This window comes from Kitasatospora sp. NPDC101157, assembly GCF_044768255.1.
Taxonomy (GTDB): domain Bacteria; phylum Actinomycetota; class Actinomycetes; order Streptomycetales; family Streptomycetaceae; genus Kitasatospora.
In genome coordinates this window covers 572,910-592,729 of the sequence record NZ_JBIWPL010000003.1, presented here as the reverse complement: position 1 = coordinate 592,729, position 19,820 = coordinate 572,910, and the positions used below count along the sequence as shown (strand labels likewise).

At 74.8% G+C, this 19,820-nt stretch carries 22 protein-coding genes; 14 read left to right on the top strand and 8 right to left on the bottom strand.

Annotated elements, in window-relative coordinates; genetic code table 11:
• Positions 1 to 105: 105 nt before the first annotated feature.
• The 7 genes from ACIRVF_RS09475 to ACIRVF_RS09445 all read left to right on the top strand — a co-directional run bounded on the left by ACIRVF_RS09475 (position 106) and on the right by ACIRVF_RS09445 (position 7,338).
• Complete coding sequence (locus ACIRVF_RS09475; RefSeq protein WP_402815692.1) at positions 106 to 1,056, top strand: DMT family transporter; 951 nt, start codon at positions 106 to 108, stop codon at positions 1,054 to 1,056.
• Complete coding sequence (locus ACIRVF_RS09470) at positions 1,046 to 1,618, top strand: hypothetical protein (protein ID WP_402815691.1); 573 nt, start codon at positions 1,046 to 1,048, stop codon at positions 1,616 to 1,618. Before ACIRVF_RS09475 ends, ACIRVF_RS09470 begins: the two co-directional genes overlap by 11 nt.
• Before the next feature lie 131 nt (positions 1,619 to 1,749).
• The gene (locus ACIRVF_RS09465; RefSeq protein WP_402815690.1) at positions 1,750 to 2,781 is read left to right on the top strand and encodes a GNAT family N-acetyltransferase; all 1,032 of its coding nucleotides are present in this window, start codon (positions 1,750 to 1,752) and stop codon (positions 2,779 to 2,781) included.
• Complete coding sequence (locus tag ACIRVF_RS09460) at positions 2,774 to 3,562, top strand: aminotransferase class IV (protein WP_402815689.1); 789 nt, start codon at positions 2,774 to 2,776, stop codon at positions 3,560 to 3,562. The genes ACIRVF_RS09465 and ACIRVF_RS09460 overlap by 8 nt, the downstream gene beginning before the upstream one ends.
• Positions 3,563 to 3,819: 257 nt before the next feature.
• Entirely contained in the window at positions 3,820 to 4,293 is a 474-nt protein-coding gene (locus ACIRVF_RS09455; protein ID WP_402815688.1) for a hypothetical protein, read from the top strand.
• Positions 4,290 to 5,858: a multicopper oxidase family protein gene (locus tag ACIRVF_RS09450; RefSeq protein WP_402815687.1), complete on the top strand. Its 1,569-nt coding sequence runs from the start codon at positions 4,290 to 4,292 to the stop codon at positions 5,856 to 5,858. The genes ACIRVF_RS09455 and ACIRVF_RS09450 overlap by 4 nt, the downstream gene beginning before the upstream one ends.
• Before the next feature lie 121 nt (positions 5,859 to 5,979).
• A complete protein-coding gene (locus tag ACIRVF_RS09445) occupies positions 5,980 to 7,338 on the top strand; it encodes a DUF2252 domain-containing protein (RefSeq protein ID WP_402815686.1) in 1,359 nt (452 codons plus the stop codon).
• Here ACIRVF_RS09445 and ACIRVF_RS09440 read toward each other — a convergent pair.
• On the bottom strand, positions 7,316 to 8,257 hold the full coding sequence (locus ACIRVF_RS09440; RefSeq protein ID WP_402815685.1) for an LLM class flavin-dependent oxidoreductase: 942 nt from the start codon (positions 8,255 to 8,257) through the stop codon (positions 7,316 to 7,318). The two genes, ACIRVF_RS09445 and ACIRVF_RS09440, sit on opposite strands and share 23 nt — an antisense overlap.
• Positions 8,258 to 8,343: 86 nt before the next feature.
• Here ACIRVF_RS09440 and ACIRVF_RS09435 point away from each other — a divergent pair, with 86 nt between their 5' ends.
• Positions 8,344 to 9,096, top strand: a complete 753-nt coding sequence (locus ACIRVF_RS09435) for a helix-turn-helix domain-containing protein (protein ID WP_402815684.1) — start codon at positions 8,344 to 8,346, stop codon at positions 9,094 to 9,096.
• On the opposite strand, the gene ACIRVF_RS09430 is transcribed toward ACIRVF_RS09435, so the two are convergent.
• Both ACIRVF_RS09430 and ACIRVF_RS09425 read right to left on the bottom strand, forming a co-directional pair.
• Positions 9,065 to 9,205: a hypothetical protein gene (locus ACIRVF_RS09430; RefSeq protein ID WP_402815683.1), complete on the bottom strand. Its 141-nt coding sequence runs from the start codon at positions 9,203 to 9,205 to the stop codon at positions 9,065 to 9,067. The two genes, ACIRVF_RS09435 and ACIRVF_RS09430, sit on opposite strands and share 32 nt — an antisense overlap.
• A gap of 474 nt (positions 9,206 to 9,679) precedes the next feature.
• Positions 9,680 to 10,849: a Cmx/CmrA family chloramphenicol efflux MFS transporter gene (locus ACIRVF_RS09425; RefSeq protein WP_402815682.1), complete on the bottom strand. Its 1,170-nt coding sequence runs from the start codon at positions 10,847 to 10,849 to the stop codon at positions 9,680 to 9,682.
• Between the two features lie 292 nt (positions 10,850 to 11,141).
• Between ACIRVF_RS09425 and ACIRVF_RS09420 the strand changes: the two genes are divergently transcribed.
• Genes ACIRVF_RS09420 through ACIRVF_RS09410 form a run of 3 tightly spaced genes read left to right on the top strand, consistent with a single transcriptional unit; the run spans position 11,142 to position 12,968 of the window.
• On the top strand, positions 11,142 to 11,504 hold the full coding sequence (locus tag ACIRVF_RS09420) for a DUF6193 family natural product biosynthesis protein (protein ID WP_402815681.1): 363 nt from the start codon (positions 11,142 to 11,144) through the stop codon (positions 11,502 to 11,504).
• A gap of 50 nt (positions 11,505 to 11,554) precedes the next feature.
• The gene (locus ACIRVF_RS09415) at positions 11,555 to 12,472 is read left to right on the top strand and encodes a DUF6891 domain-containing protein (protein ID WP_402815767.1); all 918 of its coding nucleotides are present in this window, start codon (positions 11,555 to 11,557) and stop codon (positions 12,470 to 12,472) included.
• 37 nt (positions 12,473 to 12,509) lie between these two features.
• Positions 12,510 to 12,968: a hypothetical protein gene (locus ACIRVF_RS09410; RefSeq protein ID WP_402815680.1), complete on the top strand. Its 459-nt coding sequence runs from the start codon at positions 12,510 to 12,512 to the stop codon at positions 12,966 to 12,968.
• A gap of 263 nt (positions 12,969 to 13,231) precedes the next feature.
• On the opposite strand, the gene ACIRVF_RS09405 is transcribed toward ACIRVF_RS09410, so the two are convergent.
• Together ACIRVF_RS09405 and ACIRVF_RS09400 are read right to left on the bottom strand one after the other, a co-directional pair.
• On the bottom strand, positions 13,232 to 14,140 hold the full coding sequence (locus ACIRVF_RS09405) for a diacylglycerol kinase (protein WP_402815679.1): 909 nt from the start codon (positions 14,138 to 14,140) through the stop codon (positions 13,232 to 13,234).
• A complete protein-coding gene (locus ACIRVF_RS09400; RefSeq protein ID WP_402815678.1) occupies positions 14,137 to 15,759 on the bottom strand; it encodes an FAD-binding oxidoreductase in 1,623 nt (540 codons plus the stop codon). The genes ACIRVF_RS09405 and ACIRVF_RS09400 overlap by 4 nt, the downstream gene beginning before the upstream one ends.
• Positions 15,760 to 15,779: 20 nt before the next feature.
• Here ACIRVF_RS09400 and ACIRVF_RS09395 point away from each other — a divergent pair, with 20 nt between their 5' ends.
• Both ACIRVF_RS09395 and ACIRVF_RS09390 read left to right on the top strand, forming a co-directional pair.
• Positions 15,780 to 16,370, top strand: coding sequence for a TetR/AcrR family transcriptional regulator (locus tag ACIRVF_RS09395; RefSeq protein ID WP_402815677.1), 591 nt, complete (start codon positions 15,780 to 15,782; stop codon positions 16,368 to 16,370).
• Positions 16,367 to 17,923 carry a glycerol-3-phosphate dehydrogenase/oxidase gene (locus ACIRVF_RS09390; RefSeq protein WP_402815676.1) on the top strand — a complete coding sequence of 519 codons (1,557 nt, stop codon included), beginning with the start codon at positions 16,367 to 16,369 and terminating at the stop codon, positions 17,921 to 17,923. The genes ACIRVF_RS09395 and ACIRVF_RS09390 overlap by 4 nt, the downstream gene beginning before the upstream one ends.
• Positions 17,924 to 18,029: 106 nt before the next feature.
• On the opposite strand, the gene ACIRVF_RS09385 is transcribed toward ACIRVF_RS09390, so the two are convergent.
• From ACIRVF_RS09385 to ACIRVF_RS09375, 3 genes are all read right to left on the bottom strand, one after another.
• On the bottom strand, positions 18,030 to 18,407 hold the full coding sequence (locus ACIRVF_RS09385; protein WP_402815675.1) for a VOC family protein: 378 nt from the start codon (positions 18,405 to 18,407) through the stop codon (positions 18,030 to 18,032).
• Between the two features lies 1 nt (position 18,408).
• Positions 18,409 to 18,600 carry a ribbon-helix-helix protein, CopG family gene (locus tag ACIRVF_RS09380; protein WP_402815674.1) on the bottom strand — a complete coding sequence of 64 codons (192 nt, stop codon included), beginning with the start codon at positions 18,598 to 18,600 and terminating at the stop codon, positions 18,409 to 18,411.
• A 71-nt stretch (positions 18,601 to 18,671) separates the two neighbouring features.
• Positions 18,672 to 18,965, bottom strand: coding sequence for a hypothetical protein (locus ACIRVF_RS09375; protein WP_402815673.1), 294 nt, complete (start codon positions 18,963 to 18,965; stop codon positions 18,672 to 18,674).
• A 252-nt stretch (positions 18,966 to 19,217) separates the two neighbouring features.
• Here ACIRVF_RS09375 and ACIRVF_RS09370 point away from each other — a divergent pair, with 252 nt between their 5' ends.
• Positions 19,218 to 19,793: a TerD family protein gene (locus tag ACIRVF_RS09370; RefSeq protein WP_355672404.1), complete on the top strand. Its 576-nt coding sequence runs from the start codon at positions 19,218 to 19,220 to the stop codon at positions 19,791 to 19,793.
• Positions 19,794 to 19,820: the final 27 nt, after the last annotated feature.

The window sequence follows — 19,820 nt, the reverse complement described above, 5'->3', positions numbered from 1 at the left end:
TCCTTCCCGCACCGCCACTTGTTGGACTCATGTTCCGCGGCCGGGCCACCCTCTGTCCAGGACGCGGAAGAGGACGGACGAGCAACGGACGGGGAGGTGGTCGGGGTGCGGCGCTGGATGCCGGGCTTCGTGGCACTGTCGGCGATCTGGGGCGCCAGCTTCGCCCTGATCAAGGTGGCGGTCGACGCGGGCGTCCCGCCGGTGTGGGTCGCACTGTGGCGCAGCGTGCTGGGCGCCACCACGCTGTGGGCGGTTCTGTTGCTGCGCGGCGAGCGGGCCCCGCGCGACCGGGCGTTGTGGGGGCACTCGGCGGTGGTCGCGGTGCTGCTCAACACCGTGCCGTTCACCCTGTTCTCGTTCGGCGAGACCAGGGTCAGCTCGGTGCTCGCCGGGGTGATGAACGCGACCACCCCGCTGTTCACCATGCTGTTCGCGGTACTGACCGTTCCCGAGGAACGCCGCCCCGGCGCCCGACGGCTCTCCGGCCTCGCGCTCGGCTTCGTCGGGGTGCTCACCGTCCTGGGCGTCTGGCGCGGCCTGGGCTCCGGCGAGACCGTCGGCGCCCTCGCCTGCCTCGCCGCCGCCTGCTGCTACGGCGCGGGCTTCGCCTACCTGCGCCGCTTCCTGTCCGGGCGCCCGGGGACGGTCACCACCCTCTCCACGCTCCAGATCAGCTGCGCGGCGGTGGAGTTGGCCCTGATCGCCCCGTCCGCCGCGGGCCTCCCGCACTGGCCGGGCGGCCCGGCCGCCGCCGCCCTGCTGGTGCTCGGCGCCCTCGGCACGGGCCTGGCGTACCTGCTCAACCTCGGCCTGGTCCGCACGGCCGGCACCGCCGTCGCCTCGGCCGTCACCTACGTCATGCCCCTGTGGTCCACCGCGCTCGGCGCCGCGCTGCTCGCCGAGCCGGTGGGCTGGAACGCCCTGGCCGGCGGCGTGCTGGTCGTCGCCGCCGTCGCCCTCACCCGCCCCCGCACGGCCCCGGGCCCGGCGGCCGACCGGAATCCCGGGCGACGGCGGGGCGGCCCCTTCGCTACCGTTTCGCGTGATGCTCACTGACACCGGGACTGCCGACCTGCTCGCTTCCGCCGGACTGCGTCTGATCCATCGGGTCGTCGGGGAGGTCGAACTGCCCGGGTTGCCGCCGTACCACGGGCCCGCGAACGTCCGGCCGGGAGACGGGCGCTTCGACTCCGAGAGCGTGGACCTGGATGCCCCGGACCTGGCCGACCGCCTCAATGCGGACTGGTACCGGATGGCGACGGAGTACGGACTCCTCGACGAGAACGCCGAGTTCCTGCTCGCGCTCGACCCGGGGCCCGAAGGCGAGGCGGAGCGCTCGGACGAGCCGGAGCACTCGGACGAGCCGGAGCACTCGGACGAGCCGGAGCACTCGGACGAGGCGGAGGAGGAGCCCGGCCCGCTGTGGTTCCGGGTCCGGCTGATCGACGGCTGGGACCTGGTGGGCAGTGAGGTCAGCCTGCTGCGGAGCGGGTTCGCGACGCTGTTCACCGACCGCTACGTTCCGGAGTTCACGATGGCGTCGCTGGACGGCCGGATGATGCTGAACACCACCGTCTGGGGCGACGGCACGTCCAGCACGATCGTCATCCGGCCGTAGCCGTAGCCGTAGCCGTAGCCGTAGCCGTAGCCGTGGCCGTCTGTCGGGCGCGCCGGCGGCGGAGGGCCGAACCGGTCGGGCTGACGTTGGGTGGCCGGGGGATTACGGGTCGTGCCCGGAGGAGCGCTAGGGTGGCCACCGTGGTGAGGTCGTGGGACGAGGCGGTCGGGCGGGCGCAGGATCGGTTGGCGGCGGGGGTGCGGCTGCGCGCGGCCGTCGAGGGGGAGGAACGGCGTTTCGCCCGCTGGGACTTGGCGTCGCTGGTGGAGGGCGAGCTGGGCGGGCTGGTGGACCCGGACGGGCTGGTGCCGGCGGCCGAGCGGGGCTGGCGGGAGCGGCTGGGGGAGAGCGGCCGGGAGTGGCCCGGCGGGGAGCTGTACCGGCGCCGGTACTGGATCCTCGGCGAGCGCGGCGAGGTCGTCGGGACGGTCGCGGTGGACAACTGGACCAAGGGCCCGAGCCAGCTCGCCGTGTCCTCCCTCTACGTGCGGCCGCACGCGCGCGGCCGCGGGCTGGCGGCGGCCGCGCTGGACGAGGTGTACGCGGCGGCGACCGCCGAGGGCCTGCCGGGCTTCCGGCTGGAGGCGCACTGGAGCTGGCGGCCCGCCGTCCGCTACTACCTGCGCCGGGGGCTGTGGGTGGTGGGCTGGAAGCGGTCGCTGTCGTTCGCCCGGATGCCCCAACTCCCGCTCTACCGGGTGCACGAGGAGGACGGGCGGATGCTCCTGCTGGTCGCGGACCGGCAGCGCGGCTGGGTGCCGATACTGGCCGCCGGGCAGGAGGGCCGCTGGCTGCGGCTGGACGAGACCGCGGACTACCGGGCCTGTGACGGCTGGGTGCACGAGTACGCCCGTTCGACGCTGGCGCTCTACCTGGCGCTGGCGGGCCGTCCGCTGGTGCGCGGACCGCAGTGGTGGGCGGAGGCGTGGCGCTGGGCGGACGCGGGTGAGCCGGAGGGGCTGGCGGTCAGGATCGAGGAGTTCGAGCGGACCGCGCGCACCCGGGCCGACCGTACGGCCGTCGGCCCTGGCCCGTACCGTCCGGCGCCGCTGCCCGAGCCGGCCGCACTGCCCGATCCGGCCGTACCACCGGAGCCGGCCGCACTGCCGGAGCAATCGGTGCGGCCGGGGTCCCCGCAGCTGGCAGACTCGGGGGATGGCTGAGATCGAGATCGACGGCGCGCCCGCCGACCCGGCGCGGCTCGCCGCCCTGGGACTGCTCAACTACGGGCACTTCACCACGCTGCGGGTCGAGGCGGGCGGCGTCCGCGGCCTGGAGCTGCACCTGGACCGGCTGGTCCGGGACTGCCGAGCGCTGTTCGCCGCCGAGCTGGACCGGGCGCTGGTCAGGGAGCGGATCCGCGCGGTGCTGCCCGCCGACGGCGCACCGGTGATCGTCCGGGTCACCGTCTACGACCCAGCGCTGGGCCTGGAACGCCCCGCGGCCTCCGCCACCCCGGCCCTGCTGGTGACCACCCGCCCGGCCGCGGCCGCCGAGCCGGCCCCGCTGCGGGTGCGGACGGTGGCCCACCGGCGTGAGCTGCCCGAACTGAAGCACGTCGGCCTGTTCGGCCTGATCCACCACCGCCGCGCCGCCCAACTCGCCGGCTACGACGACGCGTTGCTCACCGACGACGACGGCCTGGTGACCGAGGGCGCGACCTGGAACGTCGGCTTCCTGGCCGGGAGGCTGCTGGTGCGGCCCGCGGGCCCCAGCCTGCCCGGCGTCACCGAGTCGCTGCTCGCCGGGGCGTACGGCGGCCCGCAGTCCCGCGAGCCGGTCCGCGCCGCCGACCTGGCGCGCTTCGACGCGGCCTTCGCGCTCAACGCGGGCGTCGGCCTGCGTCCGCTGGCCGCCGTCGACGGCACCGCCTTCGACCCTGCCCACCCGCTGCTCGCCGAGCTGCGCGCCGCCTACCTGGGGATCGCCGCCGACCCGGTGTAGCGGCGGGTGGGGTGGCCCGGCGACCCGGCGACCCGGCGACCCGGCGCGGCCGGCGGCCGGCGGCCGCAGACCGGGCGGAGCCGCGGGCCGGAGGGCCGCTCAGGCGCATCACTCGCACGGGCGACAAACCCCGTGCCGAACGGCCCAATGGAATGGCGGAACGGCCCCTGAGGTCCGCAAGTAGCTGATCATGACGAGCTATCAGCTACGTCCCCGCCCACCCGCCCGACCCGCCGAAGCAGAGAGTAGCCGCCGACATGAGCAGTCCACCTGCCGCCTCCGCGCCCCGCTGGCCGCTGATCCTGCTGCGCATCACCGCCACCACCCAGGCGCTGCTGGCCGTGCTCCAGGTCGTGCTCGCCGGTAGCTTCCTCGACGGCACCTACGACTCCCTCGGGGACCACGAGGGCAACGGGATGACGCTGGCCACCGTGGTCGTGGTCCAGCTGCCGGTGGCCTTCTTCGTGCGCCGGGCCGGGCGCGGCCCGCTCTGGCCGCTCTGGACCACCGCCGTGCTCGCCGTGGCCGTGAGCGGCCAGATCGGCGTCGGCTACGCGCGGGCGGTCAGCGTCCACGTCACGCTCGGCGTGCTGCTGGTCAGCGGCATCCTGTTCGGCCTGGTCGGCGCCTGGCGGCTGCCGCTGCCCGCCCGTGCGGGCCGGCGCGAGGAGGGGCCGGACGGCGGCGGAGTGCTGCCGCGCCCCGGCGGGCCGGTGGAGGTGAAGCGGTGAACCGCCGCCGGTTCCTGGGCATCGGCGCCTCCGTGCTCGGGGCGGGCGCGCTGGCCGCCGTCGCCGCCCCCTCCGCGGCCCGACTGTTCACCGAGGGCCAGCCCGGGCGGCTGCTCAGCAGCGAGCTCGACCTGCCCGCGGCCTTCCAGGTCCCGCTGCCGGTGCCGCCGGTGCTCAAGCCGGTGCGCACCGACGGCACCAACGACTACTACGAGATCACCCAGCAGGTCGCCCGGCTGGAGATCCTGCCCGGGGTGAGGACCGAGGCCTGGACCTACGGCGGCACCTACCCCGGGCCGACCGTGGTCGCCCGCTCCGGCCGGGCCGCGGTGGTCAAGCACCGCAACCAGCTGCCGGTGCCGTCCGTGGTCCACCTGCACGGCGGGCACACCCCGGCCGACAGCGACGGCTACCCGATCGACCTGCTGCTGCCCGTCGGATCCACCCTCCCTGCCGCCGGGTCGATGGACGGCATGCCGGGGATGCGGCACATGGCGGGCCACGATCTGGTCGGCGAGCGCACCCACACCTACCCGGGCAGACAGCGCGCCGCCACCCTCTGGTACCACGACCACCGGATGGGCTTCACCGGCCTCGGCATCTGGCGCGGCCTGGCCGGGTTCCACCTGATCCACGACGACGAGGAGGGCGCCCTGCCGCTGCCGCGCGGCGAGCGCGACCTCCCGCTGATGCTCGCCGACCGCGCCTTCGCCGCCGACGGCTCCTTCCGCTACCCGTCCACCGACGCCTCGCTCGCCGTGCCCGGCGTCACCGACGACTACATGAACGGCGTCCTCGGCGACGTCATCCTGGTCAACGGCGCGCCCTGGCCGCGCCTGGACGTCGACCGGGCGCACTACCGGCTTCGGCTGCTCAACGCCTCCAACGCCCGGCCCTACCGGCTCGAACTGGACCCCCAGCCCTCCGGCGGCGACGCGCTGGTCCAGATCGGCTCCGACGGCGGCCTGCTCGCCGCCCCCGTCACCCACGACGCGATCGAGATCGCCCCCGCCGAGCGCTTCGACGTGGTGATCGACTTCTCCCGCTACCGGCCCGGCACCCAGGTGCGCCTGCTCAACCGCTTGGGCAGCGGCCGCACCGCCGAGGTGATGCGCTTCGACGTCTCCTCCCGGGCGGTGAACGACGACGCCAGGGTGCCCGACAAGCTGGCCGCCGTCGAGGAGTTGGACGCCTCGGACGCCGTCGCGACCCGCAACTTCAAGTTCCGGCGCAGCCGCAGCGACGGCTGGACCATCAACGGCGACCCGTACGAGCCCGGGCGCAGCCTCGCCACCCCCGCCCTCGGGAGCGTCGAACGGTGGCGCTTCTCCAGCGACGTGCACCACCCCGTGCACCTCCACCTCAACCAGTTCCAGGTGATCGGGCGCAACGGCGAGGACCCGGGGGCGTGGGACGCCGGCTGGAAGGACACCGTCGACCTGCGGCCGGCCGAGGCGGTGGAGGTGCTGGTGCGCTTCACCGACTACGCGGGGACGTACATCATGCACTGCCACAACCTGGAGCACGAGGACATGGCGATGATGGCCGACTTCACGGTCGGGTGAGCCGGCTCACCCGGACGGCCGTACACCGGAGGGCGTTCACCGCGCCCTCCGGCACCCTTGTCCCAGCGCTGCGCGGAGCCGCAGCCCTCGAAGGTCACCTGGTGACGGACGGAGCCGCCGCATGACCACCCCCGCCGAACGCCGCCGCACCGGGCGGGCCGCCCGGGAGCGCGTCTCCCGCTCCGAGCACGGCCGGTGGATCCCCGCCGCGGACCGGCCCGACCCGCTCGGCGTCCTGGAGGCGCAGGGCGCGGACCGGGTCGCCCGGCTGCTGCCGATCCGGTACGGGCGGATGGCCGACAGCGCGTTCAGCTACCTGCGCGGCGCCGCCGCCGTGATGGCCGCCGACCTCGCGGCCGTTCCGAACACCGGGCTGACCGTCCAACTCTGCGGCGACGCCCACCTGGTGAACTTCGGGATGTTCGCCTCGCCGGAGCGCGCGCTGCTCTTCGACGTCAACGACTTCGACGAGACCTACCCCGGCCCCTTCGAATGGGACGTCAAGCGCCTCGCCGCCAGCGTCGCGGTCGCCGCCCGCGACGGCGGCCAGGACGACGGGCGTGCCCGGCGCGCCGCACGGGCCGCCGTCCAGGGCTACGCGAGCGCGATGCGAAGGCTGGCCGGGCTCGGCGAACTCGACGTCTGGTACAGCCGGATCGACACCGCCGAGCTGATCCCGCTGATCCGGAAGACCAAGCGGCGCAAGGCCGTCGAGGGCGAACTCGCCCACGCCCGGCGGCGCACCGGTCTGCAGGCCCTCCGCAAGCTCACCGAGGAACGGGACGGGCGGCGGCGGATCATCAGCGCGCCGCCGCTGGTCGAGGAGCTGTCGGAGAGCGAAATGCGCGGCCTGGGAAAGGTGTTCAGCGACTACCGGGCCAGCCTGGCCGAGGAGCGGCGGGTCCTGCTCGACCGCTACCGCTTCGTGGACGCCGCCATGAAGGTGGTCGGTGTGGGCAGCGTCGGCACCCGCTGCTACATCGCCCTGCTGGAGGGCCGGGACATCCGCGACCCGCTGTTCCTCCAGCTCAAGGAGGCCGGCCGGTCGGTGCTGGAGGACCACCTGCCGCCCACCCGGGTGGACGCCGAGGTCGCCGTCCACCACGGCGGACGGCGGGTGGTCACCGGGCAGCACCTGATGCAGGCCGCCGGCGACATCTTCCTCGGGTGGACCACCGGCCCCGCCGGGCGGCACTTCTACGGCCGCCAACTGCGCGACATGAAGGGCACGGTGGCGGTCGGGATGCTGACCCCCTCCGGCCTGCGCGCGTACGCCGACCTGTGCGGGCGCGCCCTCGCCCGGGCCCACGCCCGCACCGGCGACCGCCTCGCCCTGGCCGGCTACCTGGGTGCCGCCGACACCTTCGCCGAGGCCGTCGCCGACTTCGCGCTGCGCTACGCGGACCGTTCGGCGGCCGACCACCGGGAGCTGGTCGAGGCGATCGGGTCCGGGCGGATCACCGCGACCCGGGGCGTGTGAGCTCCGCAAGACGCTCCAACTGCTCGTACTGGTCCCGGAGATCGACTGCGCCGAGCCGGGCGACGACGTGCTCGGCGCCCGCCTCGCGGTAGCGGTGCAGAGCGGCGGCGACCTGCTCGGGGGTGCCCATCGCGATCGCCTGGATCCGCGCCACCTCCTCCAGCGGCAGGCCGTAGTTGGACTCGACGTAGGCGCCCATGGCGCGGCGGGCCGCCTCCGGGTCCTCGTCGATCCGGATGTTGACGAACAGCGCGGGGGTGACGGCCTCCCGGGCGCGCCCGGCCCCGTGGGCGGCCCGGCGGACGGCGGCCAGGCCGGTCGCGTAGTCGGCCGGATCCGGCGGGTAGGGCAGCCAGCCGTCGTAGTGGCGCCCGGTCCTGGCCAGTGCGGCCGGGGTCGCGCCGCCCAGCCAGACCGGTGGACCGGGTCGGGTGAACGGCGCGGTGGCGGGCGGGAGTTCTGGGAAGTGGTGGAACTCGCCGTGGAACCGCGTGGCCCCGGACCACAGCGCCCGCCAGAGGGCGACCGTCTCGTCCAGCCGGGCGAAGCGGCGCTCCCACGGCACCTGGGACAGCTCGTGCAGCGGCTGCCCGAAGCGCCCCGGGAAGCCCGCGCCGACCGCGACCGTCAACCGTCCACCGGAGAGCAGGTCCACCGAGGCCAGCGCCTGCGCGGCCTGCACCGGGCGGCGCAGCACCGGCAGCAGCGCGCCGGTGCCCAGCCGGATCCGCTCCGTCGCCGGGGCGACCGCCGCCAGCATGGTCAGCGGCTCGATCCTCGGGGTGAGCAGGGAGTCGTTGACGAACAGCGAGGCGAAGCCCGCCCGTTCGGCCCGGCGGGCGAAGCCGATCAGGTCGCGGGGGTCGCCGGCGGGCTGCCACTGGTCCTGGCCGGTGGGAAGGAAAACTCCGATGTCCATGCCGCCGATCCTTCGCCGCGGTGCGGTACGGGCTCAATTCCCCGCGGGGAATGGCGGGGTGGGCGGCGCCCGGGTAGAAGTGGAGGATGGACTTCCCCCGGGCGCTTCGCGAACGCCGCACCGACCGCCGGCTCAGCCAGCTCGACCTCGCCACCCGGGCGGGCACCACCCAGCGGCACCTGAGCTTCATCGAGTCCGGCCGGTCCGTCCCGGGCCGGGGCATGGTGGTGCGGCTCGCCGAGTCGCTGGACCTGACGCTGCGGGAGCGCAACGAGCTGCTGCTGGCGGCGGGTTACGCCCCCGCCTACCCGGAGAGCCCACTGGACGGGCCGCGGCTGGCGCCCGTCCGGGCGGCGATCGACCACCTGCTGGCCGGGCACCTGCCGTACCCCGCGCTGGTGGTCGACCGGCGCGGCGACGTGGTGGCGGCGAACGGGGCGCTGGACGTGATCACGGCGGGCGCCGACCCGCGCCTGGTCGGGCCCGGGACCAACGCCTACCGGCTCGCCCTGCACCCGGACGGGCTGGCGCCGCGCATCCTCAACTTCGCCGCCTGGGCCCGGCACATCGTCGAGCGCACCCGCCATCTGGGCGAGCTGCACGATGAGTTGAGCTCCTACGTGCCCGACGCGGCGGTGGACGAGCAGCACCTCGGATTCGCGGTACCACTGGAACTGCGGACCGGGCTCGGCGAGCTGCACCTGATGACGACGGTGACCACCTTCGCCACGGCAGTCGATGTCACCCTCGCCGAACTGAAGCTGGAGGCCTTTCTGCCCGCCGACGCCCGGACCGCCGAGCTGCTGCTCAGAGCCCGGGGAACTGGTAGTCGGCGGTGATCCTTCCGTCGGCGTCCAGGACGACGAACTCCACGCCACCTCCCGCGAGTTCGCCCGTAGCGACGGACACCATCTCCCAGCTGAACCGGACGACGGCGCGCAGCCGCACGGCGTCCTGCCCGGCCCGGGAAGGTGAACTCGCCGGGCGCCACGAACTCCTGGTACGCCCGGGCGACCCGGAACTCCAGCTCCCGGTGGCCGCGCGCCTCCAGCACCGGCTCCGGGAAACCGATCCGGTCGGCCTCGGTGCGGATCTCCTCCGGCGGGTGCACCAGGTGCACGCCATCCTCGGTCCACAGCCGTTCGATCGCCTTCCGGCGCGCTCCGGCGTCCGGTTCCGTCCACAACGCCGCGTAGCGGTCAGCGAGTTGCTGGGCGCTGGTGGTCATCATCGACTCCCTGGGTCTTGTCGGTCACGCTGCGCCCATCCTCGGAGGGGCGCAGCGGATGGGCAATTCCCGCGGGGGAATGGGCCGTTCGGAACTCCCTGTGCGGTCGGCCGGGTGGCCGCAGGCCGTAGGGGGCCGGCCGGAACAGGTGGCCGCGGTGCCCGGCCGGGGCGGGCTTCGGTGGCCGGTCCGGCTCAGCCCGTCGGCGAGGGCCGGACGGCGGCGATCAGCAGTGCCGCCGCGACCAGGGCCCCGGCCGCGCAGGCGGGCCCGAGGGCGCCGGCCGCGGTGCCGATCGTCGTCGCGGCGACCAGCGGGCCCACCGCGGCACCCGCGTTGAGGGCGGCCGTCGCGTAGGCGCCGGCGAGGGTGGGTGCGCCGGCCGCCTCGTACAGGACCCGGGTGATCAGCGTGCCGCCGACGGCGAAGGACAGCGCGCCGAGCAGGAACACCAGGGCGAACAGGGTGGCCGGCCGGCCGGCGGTGAGGGCGAGCAGCGGCCAGCCGAGCAGCAGCAGCGGCCCCGCCACGGTGACGACCAGGCCGGGGCGACGGTCCGCCAGCCGGCCGGCGGCCGTCACGCCGGCGAAGGACCCGGCACCGAACAGCACCAGGGCGACCGGGACCCACGGCCCGCCCGGTCCCGTGGCCCCGGTCACGACCGGGGCGAGGAAGGTGAAGCCGCCGAAGGTCGCCGCGTTCACCAGCGCGGCGAGCAGCATCGCGCGGAGCAGCCGGGGGCGACGCAACTGGCCGAACTCGGCGCCCAGGGCGGAAGCGCCGGACGCCCCCGCCGTCCCGGCCGTCCCGGGGGTGGCCGGGACCGCCGGCAGGCCCCTGGCGATGCCGACGGCGGCGGGCAGGCAGAGCCCGGCCACGGCCCAGAAGGCGGCGCGCCAGCCGAACAGCGCGCCGAGCACCGACCCGCAGGGGACCCCGGCGACCGTGGCCAGCGTGGTGCCCGACAGCAGCACGCCGAGCGCCCGTCCCTTGCGGTCCGGCGGGACCAGCGCGGTGGCGGTGCTCAGGGCGACGGCGAGGAAGCCCGCGTCGGCGAGGGCGGCGACGAGACGGCTCCCCAGCAGGACCGGGAAGCTGCCGGTGACCGCCCCCACGACGTGGGCCGCCGCGAACAGCAGGACGAACCCGAGCAGACTGCCGCGCCCCGGCCGGTTCCGCGCGAGGACGGCCATCAGCGGGGCGCCGACCACCATCCCGAGCGCGAACGCCGAGGTGAGACCGCCCGCGGCCCCGAGGGGGACACCGAGATCGGTGGCGAGGGCCGGCAGCAGCCCGGCGAGCATGAACTCCGAGGTGCCCATGGCGAAGACGGCCAGGGCGAGCAGATAGAGCGGAAGAGGCATCGAAAGGCTCCGGGAGGACGGGAATCGGGACACGAACGTCCGTCTCGTCATCGCGGCCGGCCCCGCGGGCACACCTGCCCGCCCGACCGGCCCTTCCCGGGCCCGCGGTCGGATCGTCAGGAGCGGATCAGTGGTCCAGGGGGCAGACGGCGTGACCGAAAGCCCCCACCCTGTTCGCCTCAGGACTCGACATGCCCCGCACGCTACCGGACCGTCCGCCCCCGGAGCACCCGGTTTTCCGTTCGTCCGGGGTGTGCGTCACCTAGGCTTCCCCGCAGGGGGGTTCGATGCCATGGACGACGCGACGTTCGCCGCCGCAGTGACCGAGGAGTGGCAGGCGCAGATCGACGGTGCGCGGTCCTCGGGGTCGCGCGACGAACACTCGCGTGCCATGAGCCGTCTGATCGAGACGGCCGCTGCCGAGCCGGTGCTGCGGGTGCTGTTCCCGTGGACCTCCATGGCCTGCCTGAGCGTCTCCCACTCGGCGGACTGGCGGGTGTGGGGCAGCGAGGGAATTCCGGGCATCGTGGCCTGGGGCACCGGCTTCACCGTGCTCGAACGGCACGGGCGGGACGTCGCGGTGCTGTTGGAGACGGACGACCCGGCGGAAGCCGTTGCGTACCTGGTCGGCTGGTTGCGGGAGCACCGGACGTGAAGTGCCTGGGCGCCCGGCGGATTGTCGGTGGCGTGTGCGAGGGTGACGGCATGCTGGCGATCGCGGTGCAGACGAACGACGCGCGGCACCTGAGGGTGACCGCCGCAGAACTGGCGGGGCTGGTCCGGCGCATAGGCGCGGGGGCCGACTCCTTCCTCGTCGTGCAGCGGATACCGGACCTGCCGGACGTCTACATCCAGGTGTGGCACAAGGACGGTGGCGACTACACGCTGGAGCACCGCGACGGCTCCGCCGCCCGGCACTTCGAGGTGCGGGTGGACGGGCCCGAGGCCGTGGTCGCGGCGATGACGGGGTGGGCGCGGTACGACCCGGGCTGGGGCGACGGGCTGGCGTGGGCGCCGATGGACTTCGGGCCGGATTCGGAGCCGGTGCCCCCGCTGGTGCTGGAGGCCGACGAACGGCGGCAGTTGGAGGACCAGCTGCGGCTGACCCTGGCCTGCGGCTACACCAACCGGGCCCAGCTCGCCGAGCAGGCGGAGGAGTACCTGGTGTCGGGCGAGCGCCGCCCGCTCTCCCGGTCGCAGGCCGAGCAACTCGCCGACCGGCTCTGGCTGGAGCGGGTCGGCGTGCAGAGCGGCTGGGTCGGCGAGACGGATCCGGAGCGCCTCGCCCGTGCCTTCACCGCCCTGGAGGAGAGCGGCATCACTGCGCGCGAGGACTTCGCCTGCTGCCGCTCCTGCGGGCAGGCCGAGATCGGGGCGGCGGGGGAGCCGGAGGCCCGGGGCTTCGTCTACTTCCACTCCCAGTGCACCGAGTCCGCCGCCGCCGGTCACGGTCTGAGCCTGCTCTACGGGGGCTTCGACGGCTCACCCGCGACCACCACTGCGGTCGGCGCGGAGGTCGTCGCCGCCCTCACGGCCGTTGGCCTGCCGACGGTCTGGAGCGGCGACCCGTCGGACGCGATCGAGATACGGCCGCTGCTCTGGCGCCGCCGGCTGGTCGGATGAGGCCGGGCGGGCGGACGGGTCGCGGAGGTCGTCGGCGATGAGTGATGACGTGCTGTCGGTGATCCCGACCGACCCCTCCTGGCAGCCCGAGCCGGTCGCCGCGGCGCGGGCGCGAGCGGTGCTGGCCGAACTGCTGGGGGAGGACGAGGACGCCGAGCTGGAGGTCACCTGGCACGAGCGGACGGCGGCGGTCGACTGCGGGGAGAACCTGGAGCGGATCGGCTGCCCGCACTGCGGCGGCTCGATCACCCTGGGGTGGTGGGGCGCTCTGCTGGAGGAGCACGCCGAGGACGGTTTCGCCACGCTCGCCGTGACGGCGCCCTGCTGCGGGGCGGCGACGACGCTGGACGCGCTGGAGTACGACTGGCCGTGCGGCTTCGCCCGGTTCGAGCTGGAGGTCTGGAACCCCGCGCAACCCTGGTTCACCGAAGCGCAGTTGGCGGCGGTGGGCGCCGCGCTCGGCCACCCGGTGCGGCAGATCAGGGCGCACCTGTGACTTCCTCCCCGTCCTGCGTGACGGGGGCTCTCCGACCGCGTGCACGGGGCTCAGGGCCCGGGGTTCCGCCGTGGGTCGAAGCGGCCGGCAGCTTCGAGTCCGGGGAGCCGGGCGGCGACGTGTGCCGGCAGGCGGTGCGCCCGGGCCGGTAGGGGATCCCCCCGCCGAGGTCACCGGGCCGGTAGGGGTTCACGCCCCGCCGAGGTCACCCGGACCGGGCGGGGCGGAGGCCCCCGAGCGGCCGCCGCCGCCCGGGGACCGGCTCAGGGCACCAGCAGTCGCAGTGCCTCCCGCCTGACCGCGACCTCGACCGGGAGGGCGGTGATGAACTCCCCGTCGGCGTAGGCGGTGATGCCCGGGGACTCGATCCGCAGGGATTCGGTGCGGAGCGTGGTGACCTCGGGGTGGTCGATGTGGGTGCCCTTGAAGAGGGTGGGGAAGAAGCGGGCGATCCGCAGGCGGGGCATCGCGTCGACCAGGGTGAGGTCGAGCAGGCCGTCGTCCGGAAGGGCCGCGGGGCAGATCAGCATTCCGCCGCCGTAGCTGCGGGTGTTGCCGACGGCGGCGAGGGTGAGCTCGCGTTCGATGACGGTGCCGTCGGCGAGGGTGATCCGGAACGGCAGGGGCCGCAGGTTGGCGAACTCGGCGAGGATGGCGAGGTTGTAGCGCATCCGGCCGCGGGGCCAGCGCAGCCGGTTGGCGCGGTCACTGACCAGCGAGTCGAAACCGGTGGCGAGGACCGAGCCGTACCAGCGGACGGCGCCGTCCGGGCCGGTGATCCGGCCGAGGTCGACGGTGCGGGTGCGTCCGGCGGCGATGACGTCGGCGGCGGCCTCGGGGTCGCCGAGCGGCAGCCCGTACTCGCGGGCGTGGTCGTTGCCGGTGCCGGCCGGTATGACGCCGAGCGGGACGGTGCCGCCGGCGAGGGCCTGGAGGGCGAGGTTGATCACGCCGTCGCCGCCGACCACCACCACCGCGTCCGCCCCGTCGGCCGCCGCCTCGCGGGCGAGGCGGACGGCGTCGTCGGCGGAGCGCCCGGCCTGCGGTTCGACCTCGACGCCGAGGGCGCGCAGCCGGGCGACGGCCCGCTGGGCGGCGGGTTGGGCGTGGCCGGTGCCCGCCGCCGGGTTGGTGAGAACGGCGACCCTGCGGACGGTTCTCGGGCCGGTCACGGGATCAGCTTGCCGGGGTTGAGGATGCCCGCCGGGTCGAGCTCGGCCTTGACGGCGCGCAGGATGCGCACGCCCAGGTCGCCGACCTCCTCGGTCATCCAGGGCCGGTGGTCGGCGCCGACCGCGTGGTGGTGGGTGATGGTGCCGCCCGCGCCGATGATGGCGTCGCCGGCGGCCCGCTTGGCGGCGCCCCACCGGGTGAGCGGGTCCTCGCCGAGGGCGGCGACGACGGTGAAGTAGAGCGAGGCGCCGGTCGGGTAGACGTGCGAGATGTGGCACAGGACGAGCGCGCCGGGCAGGGCGCCGGTCAGGGCCTCGGTCACGGCGGCGCGGAGCCGGGCGAGGTCGCTCCAGCCGGCCGCCGTCTCCAGGGTTTCGCACAGCGCGCCCGCGTTGAGCAGCGAGTCGCGCAGGTAGGGGGCGCTGAACCGGCCGTGCTCCCAGGCCCGGGCGGGCGCCTCGCCGAGCGAGGTGCCGCCGGCCGCGAGCAGCGCCTCGCGGGTGAGGTCGTGCCGGGCGGCGACCTGCTCGGCGTCGCCCTCGAAGACGGTGACGGCCAGGCAGCCGCTGACCGCCGGGGAGCCGCCGATCTGCTCGGTCATGGCGAGGTTGACCATGGTCTCGGCCTCGTCGGAGAGCCGGATGACGGTCGGGCCGGTGCCCTGCTGCTCGACGGCGCGCAGCGCCGCCGTCCCGGTGGCGAAGTCGGGGAAGCTCCACGCCTCGTAGGCCTTGACGGCGGGCAGCGGGTGGACCCGCAGGCGGACGGCGGTGATCACGCCGAGGGTGCCCTCGGAGCCGAGGAAGAGCTGGCGCAGGTCGGGGCCGGCGGCGGAGGCGGGGCCGCGGCCGAGTTCGAGCGTCCCGGCGGGGGTGACCACGCGCAGGCCGCGGACCATCTCGTCGAAGCGCCCGTAGCCGGCGGAGTCCTGGCCGGAGGAGCGGGTGGCCGCGAAGCCGCCGATGGTGGCGAACCGGAAGCTCTGCGGGTAGTGGCCGAGTTCCCAGCCGCGTTCGGCGAGCAGCGCCTCCGCCGCGGGGCCGGTGAGTCCGGCGCCGAGGACGGCCTCGCCGGAGGTCTCGTCGAGCGCGTGGAGGGAGTCGAGCCGGCGCAGGTCGAGCGAGACGACGGCCTCGAACGGACCGCGTTCGGGGTCCAGGCCGCCGACCACGCTGGTGCCGCCGCCGAACGGCACGACGGCGATCCGGCGTTCGGCGCACACGGCCAGGACGGCGGCGATTTCGGCCTCGTCGCCGGGCACGACCACGGCGTCCGGCGCGTCCTGGGGCTCGCGGCTGCGGCGGCGCAGCAGGTCGGGGGTGGACTTGCCGCCGGCCCGGGGCAGGCGGTCGCCGTCGGCAGCACTGACGTGCGCCTCGCCGACGGCGGCGGCCAGCGCCTTGAGGGCGTCGGCGGTGATCCGGGAGGGGCGCAGCACGACCTCGGCGGCGCTCGGCCCGGGGGCGGCGTCGCCGGGGACACCGAGGGCGGCGGCGAGCAGTCCCTTGATGTCGGCGGACAGCTCCTTGGCGAGGGCCGGGTCGCCCCAGGCGTCCCACTTCATCGGGGGGAGCGGCAGCGCGGCGTCGGCTGCCCCTGCTTGCGTCTCAGGTGCCATGCGTTACAGTTTCACACATCATGTCAAGTAGTAACGCCACGGCCGGAGCGCCGCGCAGCACCGACGACGCGATCCTGGACGCCGCCGCCGACCTCATCGTCCACCTCGGCGTCCGCCGCACCCAGTTGGCCGAGATCGCGCGCCGCGCCGGGGTCAGCCGCCCGACCGTCTACCGGCGCTGGCCGGACGTCCGGGCGGTGATCGGCGCGCTGCTCACCCGCGAGATCCTGGCCACCCTGGAGGACACCTCGCTGGAGGTGCACGACCGGGAGACCTTCGTGGACCGGGTCGTCGAGGTCGCCGTACGGCTGCGCGACCACCCGGTGATCGGCGCGCTGCTCCACTCCGACGACTCCGACCTGCTGCTCCAGTACGTGGTCGAGCGGCTCGGCGCCAGCCAGCGCGGCCTGCTGGAGGCGCTGCGCACCGGCATCGAGCAGGGGCAGGCCGGGGGATCGATCCGGGCCGGCGAGCCGGCCGAACTGGCCGCGATGGTCCTGCTGATCGCCCAGTCCACCGTCCAGTCGCACCGCATGGTCGCCTCCCTGCTGCCCGAGGCGGCCTGGCGGCGTGAACTGGCCAGAGCGCTGAACGGATACCTCGCGCCATGACGCCCACCGCAGGACCGTACGCCGGAACCGCCCGACTCGACGCCCGGCGCCGAGCGATCGAGCTCGACGCGCTCGCCGACGACCCGCGCGTCGACCTGCTGGTGATCGGCGGCGGCGTCACCGGCGCCGGGGTGGCGCTGGACGCCGCCGCCCGCGGCCTGCGGACCGTCCTGGTCGAGGCCCGTGACCTCGCCTTCGGCACCAGCCGCTGGAGCTCCAAGCTGGTGCACGGCGGTCTGCGCTACCTCGCCTCCGGGCGGGTCAAGGTGGCACGGGAGAGCGCCGTCGAGCGTGACGTGCTGATGACCCGCACCGCCCCGCACCTGATCCGCGCGCTGCCCCAACTGGTGCCGCTGCTCCCGGACCTGCTGCGCCCGGGCCAGGCCTCGCTGATCCGGGCCGGCTTCCACGCCGGGGACGCGCTGCGGCTGAGCGCCGGGACGCCGGGGGCCCTGCTGCCCCGGGTGCGCCGGATCGACGCGGCCCGGACGCGCCAACTGGTCCCGGCCGTGCGGACGGACGGGCTGCGCGGGGCGCTGGTCGCCCATGACGGCCAACTCGTCGACGACGCCCGGCTGGTGGTCGCCCTGGCGCGCACCGCCGCGCAGTACGGGGCGAGCGTGCTGACCAGGGTGCGGGCGCAGGAGGTGACCGGGACGTCCGCCCGGCTGGTGGACGCGCTGAGCGGCCAGGAGCTGACCGTCACCGCGGGCGCGGTCGTCAACGCCACCGGGGTGTGGGCGGGCGAGGTGGACACCTCGATCAAGCTGAGGCCCAGCCGCGGCACCCACCTGCTGGTGGATGCCGCGAGGCTCGGCCACCCGGTGGCCGCGCTCACCGTGCCTGTCCCCGGCTCCACCAGCCGGTTCGTCTTCGCGCTGCCGCAGCAGCTCGGCCGGGTGGCGATCGGGCTGACCGACGAGGACGCCCCGGGCCCGGTCCCGGACGAGCCGCAGCCGACCGACGCCGAGCTGTCCTTCCTCCTGGACACCGTCAACGCCGCCCTCGCCACCGCTCTGACCAGGGCGGACGTCCGCGGCGCCTACGCGGGGCTCCGCCCGCTGATCGACACCGGGGGCGGCAGTACCGCCGACATCTCGCGCGAGCACGCGGTGCTGGAGTCCCCGTCCGGGGTGATCACCGTGGTCGGCGGCAAGCTCACCACCTACCGGCGGATGGCCGAGGACGCGGTGGACGCCGCCGTCCGGCTGCACGGTCTGCCCGCCCGGGCCTGCTGGACGGCCCGGCTGCCGCTGGTCGGCGCCCCCGGCCACCGTGACAGCCGCCCGGCCCCGGCCGGCGGGGTGCCCGCCTCGCTGCTCGCCCGGCACGGCGGCGCGGCCCACGAGGTGCTGGCGGCGGGGGAGTTGACGCCGCTGGTGGAGGGCCTGGACGTGACCCGCGCGGAGGTCGCCTACGCGCTCAGCCACGAGGGCGCGCTGGACGCCTCCGACGTCCTCGACCGCCGCACCAGGATCGGTCTGGTGGCGGAGGACGCCGAGCGGGCCCGGCAGGCGGTCGGGGAGGTGGTGGCCGGAGCCACTGGCGGCTGACCGTCAACCCGGCGGCGTGCTACGGCGCACGGCACCCGGTCGCGGCGGCGCCTCCGCCGGGGCGGGCGCGCGCAGTAACGCGTCGTCCCCGCCCCGGCCGGTCGTGCTACTGGACATGGTCGGGCCGCTCCGGGGCGGGCCGGTCCCCGGCCGGTGCCTGGAGGCTCCAGAGGCGGCCGTCGGGGTCGCGGACGGTCGCCAGCCTGGTCCCGAAGTGGGTGTCCTCGAACGGGGTCACCACCTCCACGCCGTCGCCCGCCTCGAACGCGTCGGCGTCGGCCACCTTCAGCACCAGCTGCAGCGGCGTCTCCCGGTCCGCGGGGACCTCGGCGATGAAGACGGTGGGGCCGGAGCCGTTGCGCAGCTGGCCGGAGTTGTGGTCGGTCTCGAACTCCAGCTCGTAGCCCAGGCTCTGGAAGAACTTGGCGGCCTTGCCCCAGTTGTGGGTCTCCATGAACACGGCTTCGATGCCTTGGGTCGTCATCTCAGTCCTCCTCGGTCGGTTCAGCGGATTCGTCGGACGGCTGCTCGGGGGCGGGGGTGGCGAGGTAGGCGCGCAGCGCGTCGGCGACCAGCGCCGAGAGCGACTGCTCCTCCTCGATGGCACGGAACTTGACCTGCTTGATCAGCTCGACCGGCAGGTACACGTTGAACTGCTTCACATCCTCGTTTCCCACACCAAGGATGCTAGCAGCTTAGTTTGCTAGCAAGCTAGCCATGGAGAGGAGCCGCAGGGAGGGGTGACGTGTCAGCGCGCGGTGCTTTCGGGCATCGGGTGCTCGGCGCCGGCGACCTCCAGCACGCAGGTCAGCGGGTGCTCCGGCAGGCCCGTGCGGTCCAGCCGTACGGACAGCGGGCACGGCGGTTCCTCGGCGAACTGCCCGGACAGCGTCAGCGGGTAGCTGCCGTGGCCGTGGACGCGGTGGAAGGCGCACTCCTTGCCGTCCACCAGCAGCTCGGTCTCGGTGATCCAGCCGGAGCGGACGTTCACGGTGACCGAGTGCCCGCTCCGGTCGAGGTGGAAGCTGTACCGCTGGCGCATGGGAACCTCCCGCGAAGCCTCGGGACGGGACGGGCCAGGGATCCACCGCCAGTCTAGGGCGGCCCTACCCCGCGCGGCGCCCCGGCGGTACGGTGATCGGTGTGCGCCGGGATCCGGGATCCGGGCCGGGGGCGATCGGTTCCCTCTCCCGTCCCTGAGAAATCCCCGGGACGGGCCCTGCCCGCAGGCGGATTCTCGTGATCTCTACAGTGCTGTAGATTCGTCCGCAGGGAGAGATCCGAGGAGGGCATTGTGGGAGTTTCGCTGGCCAAGGGCGGCAACGTCTCGCTGAGCAAGGAGGCGCCCGGTCTGAGCGCCGTGATCGTCGGCCTCGGCTGGGACGTGCGCACCACCACCGGGGCCGACTACGACCTGGACGCCAGTGCGCTGCTGTGCAACGCGCTCGGCAAGGTGGTCTCGGACCAGCACTTCGTCTTCTTCAACAACCTTCGCAGCCCCGAGGGTTCGGTCGAGCACAGCGGCGACAACCTGACCGGTGGCGGCGACGGCGACGACGAGCAGATCAAGGTCGACCTGGCCCGGGTGCCGGCCGACGTCGCCAAGGTGGTCTTCCCGGTCTCGATCTACGACGCCGACGCCCGGCTGCAGAACTTCGGCCAGGTCCGCAACGCCTTCATCCGGATCGTCAACCAGGCCAACGGGCAGGAGATCGCCCGCTACGACCTGAGCGAGGACGCCTCGACCGAGACCGCGATGGTCTTCGGCGAGCTGTACCGCAACGGCGCCGAGTGGAAGTTCCGTGCGATCGGCCAGGGTTACGCCTCCGGCCTGCGCGGCATCGCCACCGACTACGGCGTGAACGTCTGAGCCACCCGGCTCAACGGGCGGACCGGC

Bases quoted from the DNA above. Each gene is read 5' to 3' on its own strand.
- ACIRVF_RS09470 (WP_402815691.1), top strand. From the start codon at position 1,046: ATGCTCACTGACACCGGGACTGCCGACCTGCTCGCTTCCGCCGGACTG.
- ACIRVF_RS09460 (WP_402815689.1), top strand. From the start codon at position 2,774: ATGGCTGAGATCGAGATCGACGGCGCGCCCGCCGACCCGGCGCGGCTC.
- ACIRVF_RS09455 (WP_402815688.1), top strand. From the start codon at position 3,820: ATGAGCAGTCCACCTGCCGCCTCCGCGCCCCGCTGGCCGCTGATCCTG.
- ACIRVF_RS09445 (WP_402815686.1), top strand. From the start codon at position 5,980: ATGACCACCCCCGCCGAACGCCGCCGCACCGGGCGGGCCGCCCGGGAG.
- ACIRVF_RS09440 (WP_402815685.1), bottom strand. From the start codon at position 8,257: ATGGACATCGGAGTTTTCCTTCCCACCGGCCAGGACCAGTGGCAGCCC.
- ACIRVF_RS09435 (WP_402815684.1), top strand. From the start codon at position 8,344: ATGGACTTCCCCCGGGCGCTTCGCGAACGCCGCACCGACCGCCGGCTC.
- ACIRVF_RS09425 (WP_402815682.1), bottom strand. From the start codon at position 10,849: ATGCCTCTTCCGCTCTATCTGCTCGCCCTGGCCGTCTTCGCCATGGGC.
- ACIRVF_RS09420 (WP_402815681.1), top strand. From the start codon at position 11,142: ATGGACGACGCGACGTTCGCCGCCGCAGTGACCGAGGAGTGGCAGGCG.
- ACIRVF_RS09415 (WP_402815767.1), top strand. From the start codon at position 11,555: ATGCTGGCGATCGCGGTGCAGACGAACGACGCGCGGCACCTGAGGGTG.
- ACIRVF_RS09410 (WP_402815680.1), top strand. From the start codon at position 12,510: ATGAGTGATGACGTGCTGTCGGTGATCCCGACCGACCCCTCCTGGCAG.
- ACIRVF_RS09400 (WP_402815678.1), bottom strand. From the start codon at position 15,759: ATGGCACCTGAGACGCAAGCAGGGGCAGCCGACGCCGCGCTGCCGCTC.
- ACIRVF_RS09395 (WP_402815677.1), top strand. From the start codon at position 15,780: ATGTCAAGTAGTAACGCCACGGCCGGAGCGCCGCGCAGCACCGACGAC.
- ACIRVF_RS09390 (WP_402815676.1), top strand. From the start codon at position 16,367: ATGACGCCCACCGCAGGACCGTACGCCGGAACCGCCCGACTCGACGCC.
- ACIRVF_RS09385 (WP_402815675.1), bottom strand. From the start codon at position 18,407: ATGACGACCCAAGGCATCGAAGCCGTGTTCATGGAGACCCACAACTGG.
- ACIRVF_RS09375 (WP_402815673.1), bottom strand. From the start codon at position 18,965: ATGCGCCAGCGGTACAGCTTCCACCTCGACCGGAGCGGGCACTCGGTC.